At 65.2% G+C, this 14,432-nt stretch carries 14 protein-coding genes and 1 other RNA gene; 6 read left to right on the forward strand and 9 right to left on the reverse strand.

Annotation, left to right across the window (positions count from 1 at the left end; all coding sequences use genetic code 11):
* The first annotated feature begins 31 nt into the window (after positions 1 to 31).
* Together moaA and mobA are read left to right on the forward strand one after the other, a co-directional pair.
* Complete coding sequence (moaA, locus tag AC07VS_RS06960; RefSeq protein ID WP_494750564.1) at positions 32 to 1,210, forward strand: GTP 3',8-cyclase MoaA; 1,179 nt, start codon at positions 32 to 34, stop codon at positions 1,208 to 1,210.
* Between the two features lie 12 nt (positions 1,211 to 1,222).
* Entirely contained in the window at positions 1,223 to 1,900 is a 678-nt protein-coding gene (mobA, locus tag AC07VS_RS06965; protein ID WP_494750565.1) for a molybdenum cofactor guanylyltransferase MobA, read from the forward strand.
* 17 nt (positions 1,901 to 1,917) lie between these two features.
* Here the strand turns inward: mobA and AC07VS_RS06970 are convergent, their stop codons facing one another.
* The 3 genes from AC07VS_RS06970 to AC07VS_RS06980 all read right to left on the reverse strand — a co-directional run bounded on the left by AC07VS_RS06970 (position 1,918) and on the right by AC07VS_RS06980 (position 4,424).
* Entirely contained in the window at positions 1,918 to 3,021 is a 1,104-nt protein-coding gene (locus AC07VS_RS06970) for a serine hydrolase domain-containing protein (protein ID WP_492346382.1), read from the reverse strand.
* Positions 3,022 to 3,158: 137 nt separating this feature from the next.
* Entirely contained in the window at positions 3,159 to 3,608 is a 450-nt protein-coding gene (rnhA, locus tag AC07VS_RS06975) for a ribonuclease HI (RefSeq protein WP_027478648.1), read from the reverse strand.
* A 3-nt stretch (positions 3,609 to 3,611) separates the two neighbouring features.
* Complete coding sequence (locus AC07VS_RS06980) at positions 3,612 to 4,424, reverse strand: class I SAM-dependent methyltransferase (RefSeq protein ID WP_494750566.1); 813 nt, start codon at positions 4,422 to 4,424, stop codon at positions 3,612 to 3,614.
* A 146-nt stretch (positions 4,425 to 4,570) separates the two neighbouring features.
* Between AC07VS_RS06980 and gloB the strand changes: the two genes are divergently transcribed.
* Both gloB and AC07VS_RS06990 read left to right on the forward strand, forming a co-directional pair.
* Complete coding sequence (gloB, locus tag AC07VS_RS06985) at positions 4,571 to 5,365, forward strand: hydroxyacylglutathione hydrolase (protein WP_494750567.1); 795 nt, start codon at positions 4,571 to 4,573, stop codon at positions 5,363 to 5,365.
* Entirely contained in the window at positions 5,362 to 6,963 is a 1,602-nt protein-coding gene (locus AC07VS_RS06990) for a transglycosylase SLT domain-containing protein (RefSeq protein ID WP_494657458.1), read from the forward strand. Before gloB ends, AC07VS_RS06990 begins: the two co-directional genes overlap by 4 nt.
* A gap of 72 nt (positions 6,964 to 7,035) precedes the next feature.
* On the opposite strand, the gene AC07VS_RS06995 is transcribed toward AC07VS_RS06990, so the two are convergent.
* The 5 genes from AC07VS_RS06995 to dnaX all read right to left on the reverse strand — a co-directional run bounded on the left by AC07VS_RS06995 (position 7,036) and on the right by dnaX (position 12,090).
* Complete coding sequence (locus AC07VS_RS06995) at positions 7,036 to 8,085, reverse strand: ABC transporter substrate-binding protein (RefSeq protein WP_494657459.1); 1,050 nt, start codon at positions 8,083 to 8,085, stop codon at positions 7,036 to 7,038.
* 161 nt (positions 8,086 to 8,246) lie between these two features.
* Positions 8,247 to 8,669: an MAPEG family protein gene (locus tag AC07VS_RS07000; protein WP_019573283.1), complete on the reverse strand. Its 423-nt coding sequence runs from the start codon at positions 8,667 to 8,669 to the stop codon at positions 8,247 to 8,249.
* 152 nt (positions 8,670 to 8,821) lie between these two features.
* A complete protein-coding gene (recR, locus tag AC07VS_RS07005) occupies positions 8,822 to 9,415 on the reverse strand; it encodes a recombination mediator RecR (RefSeq protein WP_492346376.1) in 594 nt (197 codons plus the stop codon).
* A 46-nt stretch (positions 9,416 to 9,461) separates the two neighbouring features.
* Complete coding sequence (locus AC07VS_RS07010) at positions 9,462 to 9,794, reverse strand: YbaB/EbfC family nucleoid-associated protein (protein ID WP_027478655.1); 333 nt, start codon at positions 9,792 to 9,794, stop codon at positions 9,462 to 9,464.
* 76 nt (positions 9,795 to 9,870) lie between these two features.
* Complete coding sequence (dnaX, locus tag AC07VS_RS07015) at positions 9,871 to 12,090, reverse strand: DNA polymerase III subunit gamma/tau (RefSeq protein ID WP_494750568.1); 2,220 nt, start codon at positions 12,088 to 12,090, stop codon at positions 9,871 to 9,873.
* A gap of 140 nt (positions 12,091 to 12,230) precedes the next feature.
* Between dnaX and AC07VS_RS07020 the strand changes: the two genes are divergently transcribed.
* Together AC07VS_RS07020 and ffs are read left to right on the forward strand one after the other, a co-directional pair.
* Positions 12,231 to 12,761 (forward strand): cytochrome b, encoded by a 531-nt coding sequence (locus tag AC07VS_RS07020; RefSeq protein WP_492346374.1) that lies wholly within the window; start codon positions 12,231 to 12,233, stop codon positions 12,759 to 12,761.
* Positions 12,762 to 12,819: 58 nt separating this feature from the next.
* Positions 12,820 to 12,916: signal recognition particle sRNA small type (gene ffs, locus AC07VS_RS07025), an RNA gene on the forward strand.
* A 236-nt stretch (positions 12,917 to 13,152) separates the two neighbouring features.
* Here ffs and AC07VS_RS07030 read toward each other — a convergent pair.
* Positions 13,153 to 14,415: a choice-of-anchor U domain-containing protein gene (locus AC07VS_RS07030; protein ID WP_494657462.1), complete on the reverse strand. Its 1,263-nt coding sequence runs from the start codon at positions 14,413 to 14,415 to the stop codon at positions 13,153 to 13,155.
* Positions 14,416 to 14,432: the final 17 nt, after the last annotated feature.

The raw sequence follows: 14,432 nt of genomic DNA on the forward strand, positions 1-14,432 counted from the left end.
CAAAGAGCACCCGACCGCTCCCCCTGCCCGCATGACAGAACGATCCCCCTCCCCGTCCGTCCCTCGCATCATCCCTGTGGCCGACTGGCGCCAGCCAGGACCGCGGGGCGCCGAAACCCAGCCGCTGATCCCGGCGCAGGGTCAGCTTCATGATCGCCTGCACCGCCCCTTGCGGGATTTGCGCATCAGCGTGACCGATCGGTGCAACTTCCGTTGCAGCTACTGCATGCCCAAGGAAGTGTTCGACAAAAACTACCCCTACCTGCCCCATGCCTCCCTGCTGAGCTTCGAGGAGATCACGCGCGTGGCCGAGCAATTCCTGGCCCACGGCGTGCGCAAGATCCGGCTGACCGGCGGTGAGCCCCTGCTGCGCAAGAACCTCGAACACCTGATCGAGATGCTCGCCGCGCTGCGCACCCCCGATGGGCTGCCCCCCGACCTCACCCTGACCACCAATGGCTCGCTTCTGGCGCGCAAGGCCCAGGCGCTGCACCAGGCCGGCCTGCAGCGTGTCACCGTCAGCCTCGATGGCCTGGACGACGCGGTGTTCCGCCGCATGAACGATGTGGATTTCCCGGTGGCCGATGTGCTGGCGGGCATTGAAGCCGCCCGTGATGCCGGCCTGGGTGTGCAAGGCGGATTGAAAGTGAACATGGTGGTCAAACGTGGCACCAACGAGCACGAGATCCTGCCCATGGCGCGCTACTTCCGTGGCCGAGGCGTGACCCTGCGCTTCATTGAGTACATGGACGTGGGTGCAACCAACGGCTGGTGCATGGACGAAGTGCTGCCCTCGGCCCAGGTGATCGACCTGCTGAAGACCGAGTTCCCTCTGGTGCCGCTCGAAGCAGCTGCCCCAGGCGAAACCGCCCAACGCTGGGGCCATGCCAACCCGGCGGGCGAGTGGGATCCCGCCCTGGGCGAGGTCGGCGTGATCAGCAGCGTCACCCAGGCCTTTTGCCACGACTGCAACCGAGCCCGCCTGTCCACCGAAGGCCAAATCTACCTGTGCCTGTTTGCCACCCAGGGTCACGATCTGCGGGGCCTGCTGCGCAACGGTGCCAGTGATGCCGAGCTGGCCTCAGCCATTGGCCACATCTGGCAAGGCCGCAGTGATCGCTACTCTGAACTGCGCACCAGTCTGCCTGCCGAAGCCTCGGCACCGGCCAACGTCAGTCGCCGCGTCGAGATGAGTTACATCGGCGGTTGACGCCGCCCTGTCATGGCTTTCCATTCAAGCGACATTCAGGCCCCGATCGGGCCAGAGCAAATCACTGGCCTGGTCCTGGCCGGGGGTCTGGGCCAGCGCATGGGCCAAGAAAAAGGCCTGGTGTCACTGCAAGGCCAGGCCCTGGCCTGGCATGCCCTGCAGCGCCTGCGCCCCCAGGTGGGCCCGTTGGCCCTGAACGCCAACCGCCAGTTGGCGCAATACCAGGCCCTGGGTGTTCCTGTCTGGGCCGATGCACCAGCCGATGAGCCGCAAGGCCCGCTGGCTGGCATGCTCTGCGGTCTGCGCCATTGCCAGACCGATTGGCTGCTGACAGTACCCTGCGATGTGCCCAATTTTCCGCACGATCTCGCTGATCGGCTGGTGCAGGCCCTGGGCTCACCGCCCAAAGCCTTGGCCACGGTGCGGGCCTTTACCCCTGATGAAGGCGCTGCCGGCACACCGCCAGCGACATCCCAGGGCCGCCCTGGCCCCTGGCGTCAGCCGGTGTTCTGTCTGCTGCATCGCAGTCTGGAAGGCGATCTGGCCCAGTGGTTGCATGAAGGCGGGCGCAAGGTGGGTGCCTGGCTGGGGCGACACACCCCAGGCGAGGCCGTGTTTGATCGGCCGCAAGATCAGCCGCGCGACTTCACCAACGTCAACACCCCGGCAGAGCTGGCCCGCCTGGGCTGAACCAGCCAGCCGCCCGGTCAAGCCTGAGGCGTCTGACGGGCCAGGGCGGCCACCAGCGGCTTGTCAACACGCCCCAGCAATCCCTCATCACGCAAACCCGCGCGGTTGAGCAGCAGCACGCTCACCGCCTGCAAACGCGGGTACACGCGCCACTCGCCGTAATGCCCCACACCCCCGCCTGCGTGCCCACACCAGTGCTGCCCTTCCAGCCAGCCAGTGAAACCGCCCAGGCTTCGCGCCGGCCCCACCATGGGCACCGAATCAAACAAACCTGAGGGGCAGCCGCTGCTGGCCAGCGCTTGACGCCCCAGCAGACCTTGCAAGCTGGCCGCCACACCAGCGGCATTGCCGATCAAACCGCTGCAGGCTTGGGCATCGGCCTGATGGTGCTCCAATCGCACCCAGGCGCTGCTCACCCCTGCCACAAAACGGTCCCGGTCGAGCATCCAGGCCAACACGGGGTTCAACCACCCCCAGCGAGGCAAGGTGCCCCGGGCGTGGTGGGCAGGATCGGGGCGATCAAAGCTCAGATGGCCGCTCGCCAAGGCCTCGCCGCCCAGCAAGCCCTGCGCCTGCAGATAGCCCGGCAAGGTCTGCCGGCTGACCGCGCGAAGCACCTGCCCCAACCACAGATGGCCGATCGGCGAGTAACGGTACGCACCGCCCGGCGAACGCACCGGTCGCCCGTGCTCCAACAGCAAGGCTTCGGCCACCTTGGGCGGATCAAAACTGTCGCGGCCCAGGTGAATCCAGGCCAGGGGATTGGGGTTGGCAAACCCCGCCGTGTGCAACAAGGCCTGGCGAACGGTCGCGCCGCCCAACTCAACGTGCTCGGGCAGGTAGGCTTGCAAGGGTTCGTCCAGAGCCAGCAGCCCGGTCTGCACGCCACGCAACACCGCAGCGGCTGTCCACAGCTGGGTGGCCGAATGCAAGTTGAAGCGGTGGCTCGCCTGCAAGACCTCGCCCGTGCCGGGATCGGCCAGGCCCGCCTGAAAGGACAACAAGGCCTGGGGCCCCTGCATGAACAGGTACTGCACGCCCGGGCTGTTGCCCGCCGTCAGCAGCGTCTGCAATGAATGGCGCGCGGCCTCAACCGCCGGCGCCTGCGGATCGACATCCATCTCCCTCACCCCCAAAGCATCGGGCCAGGCCCGTGGGCCACAGGATACGGCGCCTCATGGGCCGCTGGCCATACACCTCCGGGGGCGTTGCTGCCAGACGACGCCGTCAAACCACTGTCACCCGGCATGCAGGGCACTCAGCGCCGGCCCAGGGCCTTTTCGACCCCCATGTTGGCCAGTGCGTCGGCGCGCTCATTGCCCGGATCGCCGGCATGCCCTTTCACCCAACGCCACTCGATCTGGTGCCCACCGGTGGACACCAGCGCGTCCAGACGCTGCCACAACTCTGCGTTCTTCACAGGCTGCTTGGCAGCGGTCTTCCAGCCCTTGGCTTTCCAGCCGTGGATCCATTCGGTGATGCCCTTGCGCACATATTCGCTGTCCAGGAACAAGGTGACCTGGCAGGGCCGCTTGAGCGCCGTCAGCGCCTCGATCACAGCCATCATCTCCATGCGGTTGTTGGTGGTGCCCAATTCACCACCGAATAATTCTTTTTCGAAGCTGCCCGATTTCAGCAACACGCCCCAGCCACCGGGGCCAGGGTTGCCCTTGCAGGCGCCATCGGTATAGATCACAACATGGTTCAAAACTCAAAATCCTTCTGATTCAAAACGAGACACCGACGGCTGGCCAGCCGCCTGGGTGGGTTGGTGATGCTGGCGGTTCACGGCGGGCACTGACACGCCCGCCGGGCGACGTGAGGTCTTCCAGGCTGGCCCCAGCAGGCGCATGCCCCGTACGCGCTTGACGGCCACCAAGCAATAGGCCGCGCCGAAAATCGGCCACCAGCGCGGGCCGGCTCGGTCCATCCATTCAAACCGACACAGCCACTGGTCGCTGTCGACCGCAGGCCGGTAACAGCCGAAGTCGGCCTCTTCGACCTCAAAACTCAACAGCCGCAGCCAATCCCGCAGCCGAAGGTAGCCCAGAAAATCCCCCGCGCCTGGCAGGTACAACTGCCCGCAGCCAAAGCGTTGATACAGGTGCTCGCGCCGTTGCCGCGCCCCCCACAGGCTGGTCGGGTTGAAGCAGCAGATCACGACCCGCCCCTCCGGTACCAGCACCCGGGCCACCTCGCGCAAAGTGGTGTGCGGGTCGTGCGACACCTCCAGTGTGTGGGGCAATACCACCAGATCAAGACTGGCCTCCGGAAAAGGCAGCGCTGCAAAATCTGTCACCAGGGCTGCGCGCAGGCCACCCGGGGCGGCTTGTACCGCGGCGCTGTCAACGGCCAGCCACTGGTGCGGCATGCGGTTGCGCCGCAGGGCGTCCAGCTCGGGCAGACCCAGCTGCAAGCTGTGGTAGCCAAAAATATCAGCCACCGCCGCATCGATGCGCGCCTGCTCCCAGGCCATCAGGTAGCGCCCGGGCGGGGTCTGAAACCATTCGTGAAGCGACTGCATGAGCGGGCTGAAAATGCGAAACTCGGCGGCTTGGGCACGCGGGTCGGTGCCGTGAAACCCGGAACAGACGCACCGGGGACAAGCCCCAGAGCATAGCGCCTGCCATCCCCCTGCCAGCCCCTCAACTTTCTATAATCCGCCCGTCCATGACCACACATCTCATTCCCCTGCCGGCTTTTGCGGACAACTACATCTGGCTGCTGCACGACGGTCGGCGGGCACTGGTGGTCGATCCGGGCGATGCCCAGCCCGTGTTGGACGCCCTGGCTGGTCACCCCGGCCTCCAGCTGGAGGCCATTTTGCTGACCCACCACCATGCCGATCACACCGGCGGTGTGGCCGCCTTGCAGGCCCAGACCGGCGCCCGCGTGCTGGGCCCAGCAGGCGAAAAATTACCCGAGCCCGTCACCCGGCTGAACGCGGGTGACCGCCTGGAGGCCGCCGGCTATGATTTTCAGGTGATTGGCGTACCCGGCCACACGGCGGGGCACATTGCCTACTACCTGGAGCGCCCTGGCAGCGAACCGTCAGGCCCCCTGCTCTTTTGTGGCGACACCCTGTTCTCGGGCGGCTGCGGTCGCCTGTTTGAAGGCACCCCGGCCCAGATGCTGGCGTCGCTGGACCGTCTGAGCGCCTTGCCAGGCGACACCCGGGTGTGCTGCGCCCACGAGTACACCCTGTCGAACCTGCGTTTTGCGCTGGCCGTCGAACCCCACAACCAGGCCCTGGTCGATCACCAGGCCCAATGCATCGCACGGCGTGCTCGGCACGAACCCACCCTGCCGTCCACCATCGCTCTGGAGCAATCCATCAACCCCTTCCTGCGCTCGCGCCTGCCCTCGGTGATCGAGGCCGTGCAAGCTCAGGCCCCAGACACCTCCGGCGCCGACGACGCCGCCGTGTTCGCGCAACTGCGCGAATGGAAAAACGAATTCAAATGAAATTGCTCACCGCGGCCTGCCTGGCCGCCCTGTTGTGGCTGACCGGCTGTGCCAGCGCACCCAACCCCAACCCGGCCAGCCCGGAGGCAACCGCCTCCAGCACGACCAGCGCTGCCACCCGACCGTCCGCGCCCCGCTCCCCCATGACCATGACGCTGGGGGGAGCCAACCCCTTGCAACCGATTGCTGCGGCCGAAGCGTACTCGCGCCCCGTAGCCCAGCTGGCGGCACCATCCGACATCTGGGAGCGCATCCGGGCCGGCTTTGCCATGCCCGACCTCGAGACCGACCTCGTGCACGACCGGGAGCAGTGGTATACCGCACGGCCCGATTACCTCAACCGCATGACCGAGCGTTCGCGCAAGTACCTCTTCCACATCGTCGAAGAACTTGAGCGCCGTGGCATGCCCACCGAACTGGCCCTGCTGCCCTACATCGAAAGTGCCTTCAACCCGCAGGCAGTCTCATCGGCGAAGGCTGCCGGCATGTGGCAGTTCATGCCCGCCACCGGAACCACCTTCGACCTCAAGCAAAACGTTTTTCGCGATGACCGGCGCGACGTGCTGGCCTCCACCCGGGCTGCGCTCGATTACCTGCAAAAGCTCTACAACATGTTTGGCGACTGGCACCTCGCCCTGGCTGCCTACAACTGGGGCGAAGGCAGCGTGGCACGGGCCATCGCGCGCAACCAGAAGCAAGGCCTGGGCACCCGCTACGTCGACCTGAGCATGCCCAACGAAACCCGTTATTACGTGCCCAAGCTGCAGGCCGTGAAAAACATCGTGGCCAACCCGGAGCTGTTCCGCGCCGAACTGGCCCTGATCCCCAACCACCCTTATTTCGAAACGGTGGACATCCCGGGCGATATCGACGTCGCCCTGGCCGCCAAGCTGGCCGAGGTGCCGCTGGACGACTTCAAGGCGCTCAACCCTTCGGTGCACCGCCCTGTGATTCTCGCGGCTGGCACGCCGCAGATTCTGCTGCCCTGGGACAACGCCACCATCTTCAAGCGCAACCTTGAGACCTACCACGAGCGCCTGGCCACCTGGACAGCCTGGACGGCCCCCAGCACCATGTCGGTGGCTTCGGCCGCCCAACGCGTGGGCATGAGCGAGTACGACCTGCGCAACGTGAACAACATCCCGCCCCGCATGTTGATCAAGGCGGGTTCAGCGCTGATCGTGCCGCGGCTGGGCGCACTCGACAACGACGTGGGCAGCCTCGTTGCCGATGCCGGCCAACTGGCACTGGCGCCCGAAATCACCACCCGCCGCACGGTCGTCAAGGCCGGCCGCAAAGACACCGTGCTCAGCATCGCCCAGCGCTACAAGCTCACTGTCGGGCAAGTGGCCGATTGGAACGACACCAAGACCTCGGCGGCCTTCAAGGTGGGCCAGTCGGTGATCGTGTACCTGCCCTACCAGCCACGAACCACGAGCTTCGCCAGCCACAGTGGCTCGGCCAGCCATGCGAAGAGCCCGCCCTCGCGCGCCGCGGTGTCCAACACCAGCAGCCGGCCCACACGCCAGCCAGCACGCAGTGCGGCGGCACCCAGCCGGGGCACGCCAGCAGCAGCCTCATCCCGCCACAAGCGCTGAGCCACTTGCAGCCTTCAGCACGGCGCCAACGGCGCCAGCCAGCCTGTTGCTTGAATGCCTTGGCGACCGCCTTCAGGCCTTGAGCAGGTCTTTGGCCCGCCGGGCAAATTCGTTGGTGTAGAGGCGTGTGAGTTCCGTGCGTTCAGGGCGGATCGAGGGATCCACCGCCGCCAGGGCTCGCAACGCGGTGCGAGGGCCGTCGTCCGGCACCAGCCCATCGGGTGAGATGGCCTCACGCATCTTGCCAAAAGCCGCGAGATACAGCGCCCGGTCGCCCAGCAGGTAGCTCTCGGGCACCGCTTGCAACAGGTCGGACGGGCCGGCCGTCTGCAACCACTTCAACGCCCGGACCATCGCATAGGTCATGGCTTGCACCGTGCGCGGGTTCTTCTGGATGAAGGCCACAGGGGCAAACAGGCACCCGGCCGGCATGGGGCCACCAAACACCTCGGCGCTGCCACGCAGGGTGCGGGTGTCGGCCACCACCTGCACCTCGTTCTTCTGGGTCAGCATCGTCATCACGGGGTCCACGCTGCTCAGCGCGTCAATGCTGCCCGAGCGCAAGGCGGCGAGCGCGCTGCTGCCCACCCCCACCGCCACCGTGTTGATGTCGGCCATGGGCAGGCCGGCACGGGCCAACAGCAGGCGGCAGACCGTGTCGGTGGACGAGCCAGGGGTGGACACCCCGATGCGACGCCCGCGCAGATCCGCCAGGCCCTTGTAGCGCGGCAAGGTGCGGTGCGACACCCCCACCACCACCTGTGGGGCCCGCCCCTGCAGCACAAAGGCCTTGACGGGCAGGCCACGGCTTTGCAGGCGCAACGTGTGCTCGAAGGCGCCTGAGCAAATGTCGGCTCCGCCATCGACAAAGGCCTGCAGGGCCCGGGCACCGCCCTGGAAATCAAGAATCTGTACGTCCAGGCCTTCGGCCTTGAAATACCCCAGTTGCTCAGCGATGGTCAGCGGCAGGTAATAGAACGTGGCCTTGCCACCCACCGCAATCGACACCGTGCTGCGCTCCGGCGCGGCCTGGGCCCGCAACAGCGGGGTGGCCAAAGCCGTGGCCGCCAGCGTCAGAACGCCGCCGAACACACGGCGGTTCAGCCCCAGGGGCGGCCTCATCCTGAAATCTCCTCACGGGGCTGGTAACGCTTCAACATACGACGGAATGAAAAAAATACCCGCATCGGATTCACGCCGTGCGGGTTGGGACCACAGTGTGCCATCTGCCTGTGTCACGGCCATTTCAAGACCGTAGCAAGTGCGCTGTTCTGCCCGGGCATTCAGTGGTAACCGATGAAAAGAATCACCAGGTTCAACAACATCCCCACAGCCCAGGCGGCGCTGCGGGCACTGGAAAGACCACCGACATACATCGTGATGTAGAGGACGCGGGTCAGCACGTACAGAAAGGCCAGGATGTCGAGCAAGGTCTGTGCCGCGCCAAGCTGGTGCGCAATGATGACCGCCGCCATGAAAAACGGCAGGCCCTCGAAGCTGTTGGCCTGGGCTGCATTGGCCCGCGCCCGCCAGTCGGTCTGCCGGGCCATCCATTGACGAGGGTGGTCGTTGTCGTAACCGCCCTGGTTGCGAGGCTTGCCCAGCAAGCCCGACTTGGCAATGCCGGCACACACATAGGGAAGCAGCGCGGCCGCCAGCAGGCACCAGTAGGCGACCGTGAAACGGACGAAATGAAGAGTGTTCATGACAGAAATCTGATCTCGCGGGGCTGTCCCGTGGGCGCAAGGGCCTGCCATGGCCCAGGCATGGCGTGGCTCGGTAGAGCCTAGCCCCTCATTACATCACGGGTCGACAGGTGCCGAAGGCAGAAAGGACGCACTGGCGACTCCGGGGACCCTCAACGACGATCCGCCAGCGCGTGGGCAATGGTGCCCAGGTCCACGTATTCCAACTCGCTGCCCACCGGCACCCCGCGGGCCAGGCGTGTCACCCGCAGTCCGCGGGTGCGCAGGCCCTCGCCCACCACATGGGCGGTGGCCTCACCTTCCGCAGTGAAATTGGTGGCCAGGATCACCTCTTGCACCACGCCATCACAGGCCCGCTGAAACAACAGATCGATCCCGATCTCATGGGGCCCGATGCCATCCAGCGGGCTGATGCGGCCCAGCAGCACAAAGTACAGGCCCTTGTAGGCCCCGGTGCGCTCCAGCGCAGCCTGGTCTGCTGGCGACTCGACCACGCACAGGCGTGTGGCATCGCGTGCCGGATCGAGGCAAGTGGCACACACCGGCTGCTGGGTGAAGGTGTGACAGCGCTCGCAATGGCGCATGCTGGCACTGGCCTCAAGCAGGGCATGGGCCAGCATCTGAGCGCCCTCACGGTCGTTTTGCAACAGGTGATAGGCCATGCGTGAGGCCGACTTGACGCCCACCCCGGGCAAGCGTCGCAACGCCTGCACCAGCGCGTCCAGCGAGTGCGTGTCCGAACTCATGGCCTCAGTGCCGCAATGCGGCCCAGCAAAGACAAGGCGGTGGATCTCAGAACGGGAACTTCATGCCGCCTGGCAGGCCAGGCATGCCGGCCGTGAGCTTGGACATCTTCTGCTCCGAGGTTTCCTCGGCCTTGCGCACGGCCGCATTGAAAGCCGCCGCCACCAGGTCTTCAAGCATGTCCTTGTCATCGGCCAGCAGGCTGGGGTCGATGGTGACGCGCTTGACGTCGTGCTTGCAGGTCATCAGCACCTTCACCAGGCCCGCGCCCGACTCACCTTCGACTTCGATGTGGGCGAGTTCTTCCTGGGCCTTCTTGAGGTTGTCCTGCATGGCCTGGGCCTGCTTCATGAGGCCGGCGAGTTGTCCCTTGTTGAACATGATCGGAAGTCTTTCTAGGAGAAGTGATTGAAGAAAAGAACAGAAAAATTCAAGGCCTCAGCAACTGTCGGCCCCATCAGGCCGACTTGATGCTGCCGGGCACGATTTTCGCGCCAAAGTCGCGCATGACCGATTGCACAAAAGGATCACCCAGGATGATCTCCTCGGCCAGCTTATGCCGCGCCGCCGCCGCCGCCGCATTGCGCCGCGCCGGGCTGTCGATCACCACCCCCAGCTCGACCGTGATCTGACTGGCCAGGCCGGCTTGTTGCAAGGCCTGGCGCAGGCGCTCACGGCTGTTGGGCTGGTTGAGCGACTCGCGCTCGACCCGCAACATCCAGTGCTGGCCATCCCGTGCCACCAGTTGGGACTGCAGCGCCAGCTCACGCACCAGGGCGGTGATGGCCTCGGCCGCCGCCAGCTGCTGCACCGTGGCGTGCCAGAACTCGCCGTCTTCGGTCGGGGTGAAGGTGGGGGCCACCCTGGAAGCTGCATGCACGTCGTAACGGGCCTGCGTGCGCTCACCCGGCTCGGGTTGCACGCGCACCGGCACGGCCATCAGCTCGGGAGGCGGTAAACCGGCCCCTGCGCCGGACGGCGAATCGCCGGGTTCACGGACGGGCAAGGACACGCCGCGGGTCGGCACCGGGGTCACGGCCACCGAGCCATCGTCGGGCCACTCATCGGCCCACGGCGGCGGCCCGCCGGCATCGCCGTCGTCGGACGACTCGCTCCAACGGCCGTCCTGAGCCGTGGGCTCGGGGCTCGGCGCCGGCGCTGCGGCTTGCGCGGGCGGTGGCGACGGGGCCACTGGGGCCACTGGGGCTGCTGGGCCAGTCGGGCCAATCGGGGCGCCAGGGGTTACGGACCTCACAGAGACCGGCGTCATGCTCACCGGGGCCGGCCTGGGCAAAGACGGTGCCTCAGCCGCGGCGGTGCGAACGACAGGCTCGGACGATGGGGCTGGCGTGCTGGCCTGCACGGGGGCTGGCGCGACCACCCGCGGAGCCACAGCAGCGGCAGCCGGTGGTGCCGAAACAGGCGCAGCGAAAGGCGCGGAATCGGGTGAAGAAGCAGGCTTGGAAGCCACCACTGCGGGCGTCTGAACCGCCGCTGCAGCAGGCTCAGGGGCTGCTGACGCCGGTTTCAGAGTTTTTTTTTCAGCCAAGCTGGTTTCGCTGCGCGGGTGGCCCGACTTGAAGGCGAGCAAACGCAGCAACACCATGGTCAAGGCCGCGTATTCATCGGGGGCCAGCCCCAGCTCGGCGCGGCCATGCAGACACATGCTGTAAAGCAACTGGGTCTCGTCAGGGGGCAGCAGCTCGGCCAGACGCGCGATCTCGCCCGCCTCAGGGTCGGTCGGGTCCAAGGCGGCAGCCATCTGCGGCACTGCCTGAAACACCGCCATGCGTTGCAGCACAGCGCTCATCTCTTCCAGCGTGGAGGCTGCCGACAAGCCATTGAGGCGCAGGGCATCGGTGGTCTCGACCACGCTGCGGCCATCGCTGGCCGCCAGGGCTGCGATCACGCGAAACACATGGCTGCGGTCCACACTGCCCAGCATCTGCCGCACGCCGGTTTCCAGCAATTCGCCACTGCCAAAGGCGATGGCCTGGTCCGTCAAGGACAGCGCGTCACGCATCGAGCCCCGGGCGGCCCTGGCCAGCAATCGCAAGGCGCCTTCTTCGGCAGGCACCGACTCCAGGGCCAACACCCGGGTGAGGTGCTCCAGCACCGTCTCGGGCGCCATGGGCCGCAGATTGAACTGCAGGCAACGCGAAAGCACCGTGACCGGCACCTTCTGTGGATCGGTGGTGGCCAGCACGAACTTGAGGTACTCGGGCGGCTCTTCAAGCGTCTTCAACATCGCGTTGAACGCGGTGTTGGTCAGCATGTGCACCTCGTCGATCATGAAGACCTTGAAGCGCCCCTGCACAGGTTTGTAGACCGCCTGCTCCAGCAGGGACTGAACCTCATCCACCCCCCGGTTGGAGGCCGCATCAAGCTCGGTGTAATCCACAAAGCGACCGCTGTCGATGTCGGTGCAAGCCTGACACACCCCGCAAGGCGTGTTGGTGATGCCCCCCTGCCCATCGGGGCCCACACAGTTGAGCGACTTGGCCAGGATGCGCGACACCGTGGTCTTGCCCACCCCACGGGTTCCCGTGAACAAGTAGGCATGGTGCAGGCGCTGGGTCTGCAAGGCGTTGCCCAGGGCTTGCACCACGTGCTCTTGCCCCACCATTTCCGTGAAATTGCGGGGGCGGTACTTTCGGGCGAGCACAAGATAGGACATGGGGTGAGATTCTATGTGCCCCGGCCAGCCCCTTGGCACCAGCCTCTTCACATTGGCTTCAGGCCTCTGGCTCAAAATAACCCTTTTTGAAGCGAGGGAGTTCCTCCATGCGTTCCTTGACACCCAAAAACAGATACGGCATGCCCAGCTTGGCACTGCATTGGTTCATGGCCTTCCTGCTGGTCGCCCTGGTGATCTGCGTCGAGCTGCACGAGCTGTTCCCCAAGGGTGATCCGCTCAGGGCAGGCCTGGTGGCCTGGCACTTCCGCCTCGGCCTGGCCGTGTTCGTGCTTGTTTGGTTGCGCCTGGTGCTGCGCTGGGTCGACCGCACCCCCGCCATCACCCCAGCACCGCCCCGCTGGCAAACCGGCCTGAGCCACGCCGTGCAGGGCCTGCTCTACCTGCTGATGATCGCCATGCCCCTGCTGGGCTGGGCCGTGCTCAGCGCCAAGGGCCGCACCATCCCCTTCTTCTGGGGCATCGAATTGCCGCCCCTGGTGGCCCCGGACAAGGCATTGGCCCACACCTTGATGGAACTGCACGAAACCGGCGCCACCATCGGCTACCTGCTGGTCGGCCTGCACACCGCCGCTGCCCTGCTGCATCACTATGTCGTGCGCGACAACACCTTGCTGCGCATGCTGCCCTGGCAACACACGACCAAACATTGACGCCAACCTGAGCGGCCATTGCCCGGAACACCCTTCGCCATCGCATATACTCGTCGCTGACGGGCCTCCCCGCATGGTGAAGCGGCCAACCGGGTCAGGTGGGGAACCAAGCAGCCCTAACTGTGGAGCCAGTGCCGGGGGTAAGGCTCGTCAACTTCTTCTCACAAATCGTTGGTTTTCAAGCACTTGGTCCGGGCCACCGGCGCAAGATGACGATTTGCAGCACTCTCGCCTGGCATCAAACCCTGAACCTCAGGGTGGCTCATGGGACCCAGCATGCAGCAGATGCCAAGCCATTGAAACCCGCCTGAGCACCTCACGCGCTGGGCAATCTGGTTTTGGCTCTCCGGCTGGTTCAAGGTCTCATCGACAAGCCTGCGCACAGGCAGTTTCACGACTTGCGCGATCCAACACTGCCTGAGCCCTGCCGACGAACGCGAAAACCCCATGCGCCGAGCAGCGCCAGACAACAGGCTGTCCCCATCAAACCGAGGGGGGACATTGCCGGTATGGAGGTTGACGGAGGGATCACCGGAACAACCGGATCAGCGATCAGGCCTAAAGTCGGATCGCTGTCGCCAACGCCGTTGTCAGTGACGCTGAAACTGACACTTTGGCCGTTGTTGCTGAACACCACCCCGGGCACCTGGAACCAGGTCGAACTGGACGCCCCGGCCGTGGCAGGGCCATATTTGTATAAAACGGTACCCGAGGGCAGTGCCTGCGCGAAATTGAGCGTGATGGTGATGGTGGCCCCAGATCCACAGTTGTTGGTGGTGAACTGAAAACCCGCCCCAGCCACCTGAACCCCTGCCGGTGGACCACTGCCCCCCACACTGGATGGGATGACGAATTGCTGAGTATTGAAGGCGCAACCACCATTGCCACCGCTGAGCGAGGCACCTGTGCCACTGACATAGGTCGCTACATTGGAGTTCTGTTGGTTGTTTTGATTGAATGAGTTGAAGGACAGAACACCGCCCTGAGCATTGTTGGAGGCCACGCCCGCCGTGCTGTTGAAGAATATGCTGGTTTGCCCCAGATTCAGCAGGGCCGCGGCTTGGTTGGCAACGCCGACCGCGCAATTTGAAAAGGTTGAATCCGAGACATCAACCAGGGCCCCCGCTGCGCCGGCCTCCACGAGCAAGCAGTTTTGGGCGTAGCCGAACACATCGACATGTTCCAGCACCAGGTTGGTGGCTGATTTCAGTCGAATGCCATTGTTGCCTGTACCTCCATAGCCGTTGAAGCTGAGATTGCGCAGAATCACCGCGCCTGCCGCCGGGTTGCTCAGGTTGATGACCAGTGAGTCGGCCGCGGCGATGCCGCCCAGGGCAGCCACTTGACCACCACCACCATCAATGGTGACGGGCTGTGTGATGGTGACTGTGGCCGGTGTCGCGGCGCTGCCGCCGATTTGGCTCCCATCAAAAACCCCGGGGTCCAGAAAATCGACCTCACCACCGCTTGCTGTTTTCAAAAGGGCGCCCGCAAGTGTTGCGCATGGGGCAGTTCTGCTGCAGGGGTTGACATCATCGCCAACTCCCGAAACCCAGGTTCGGCTTGCCTGAGCCCACGCAGGACTGCCAAAAAACATGCAACACACGCCAAGCACAATCGCCTGGCACCACAACAACTGCCGCAGCTTGTTCATAATGCTGCCCTTCTTTA

The organism is Curvibacter sp. GW821-FHT01G03 (genome assembly GCF_059422285.1).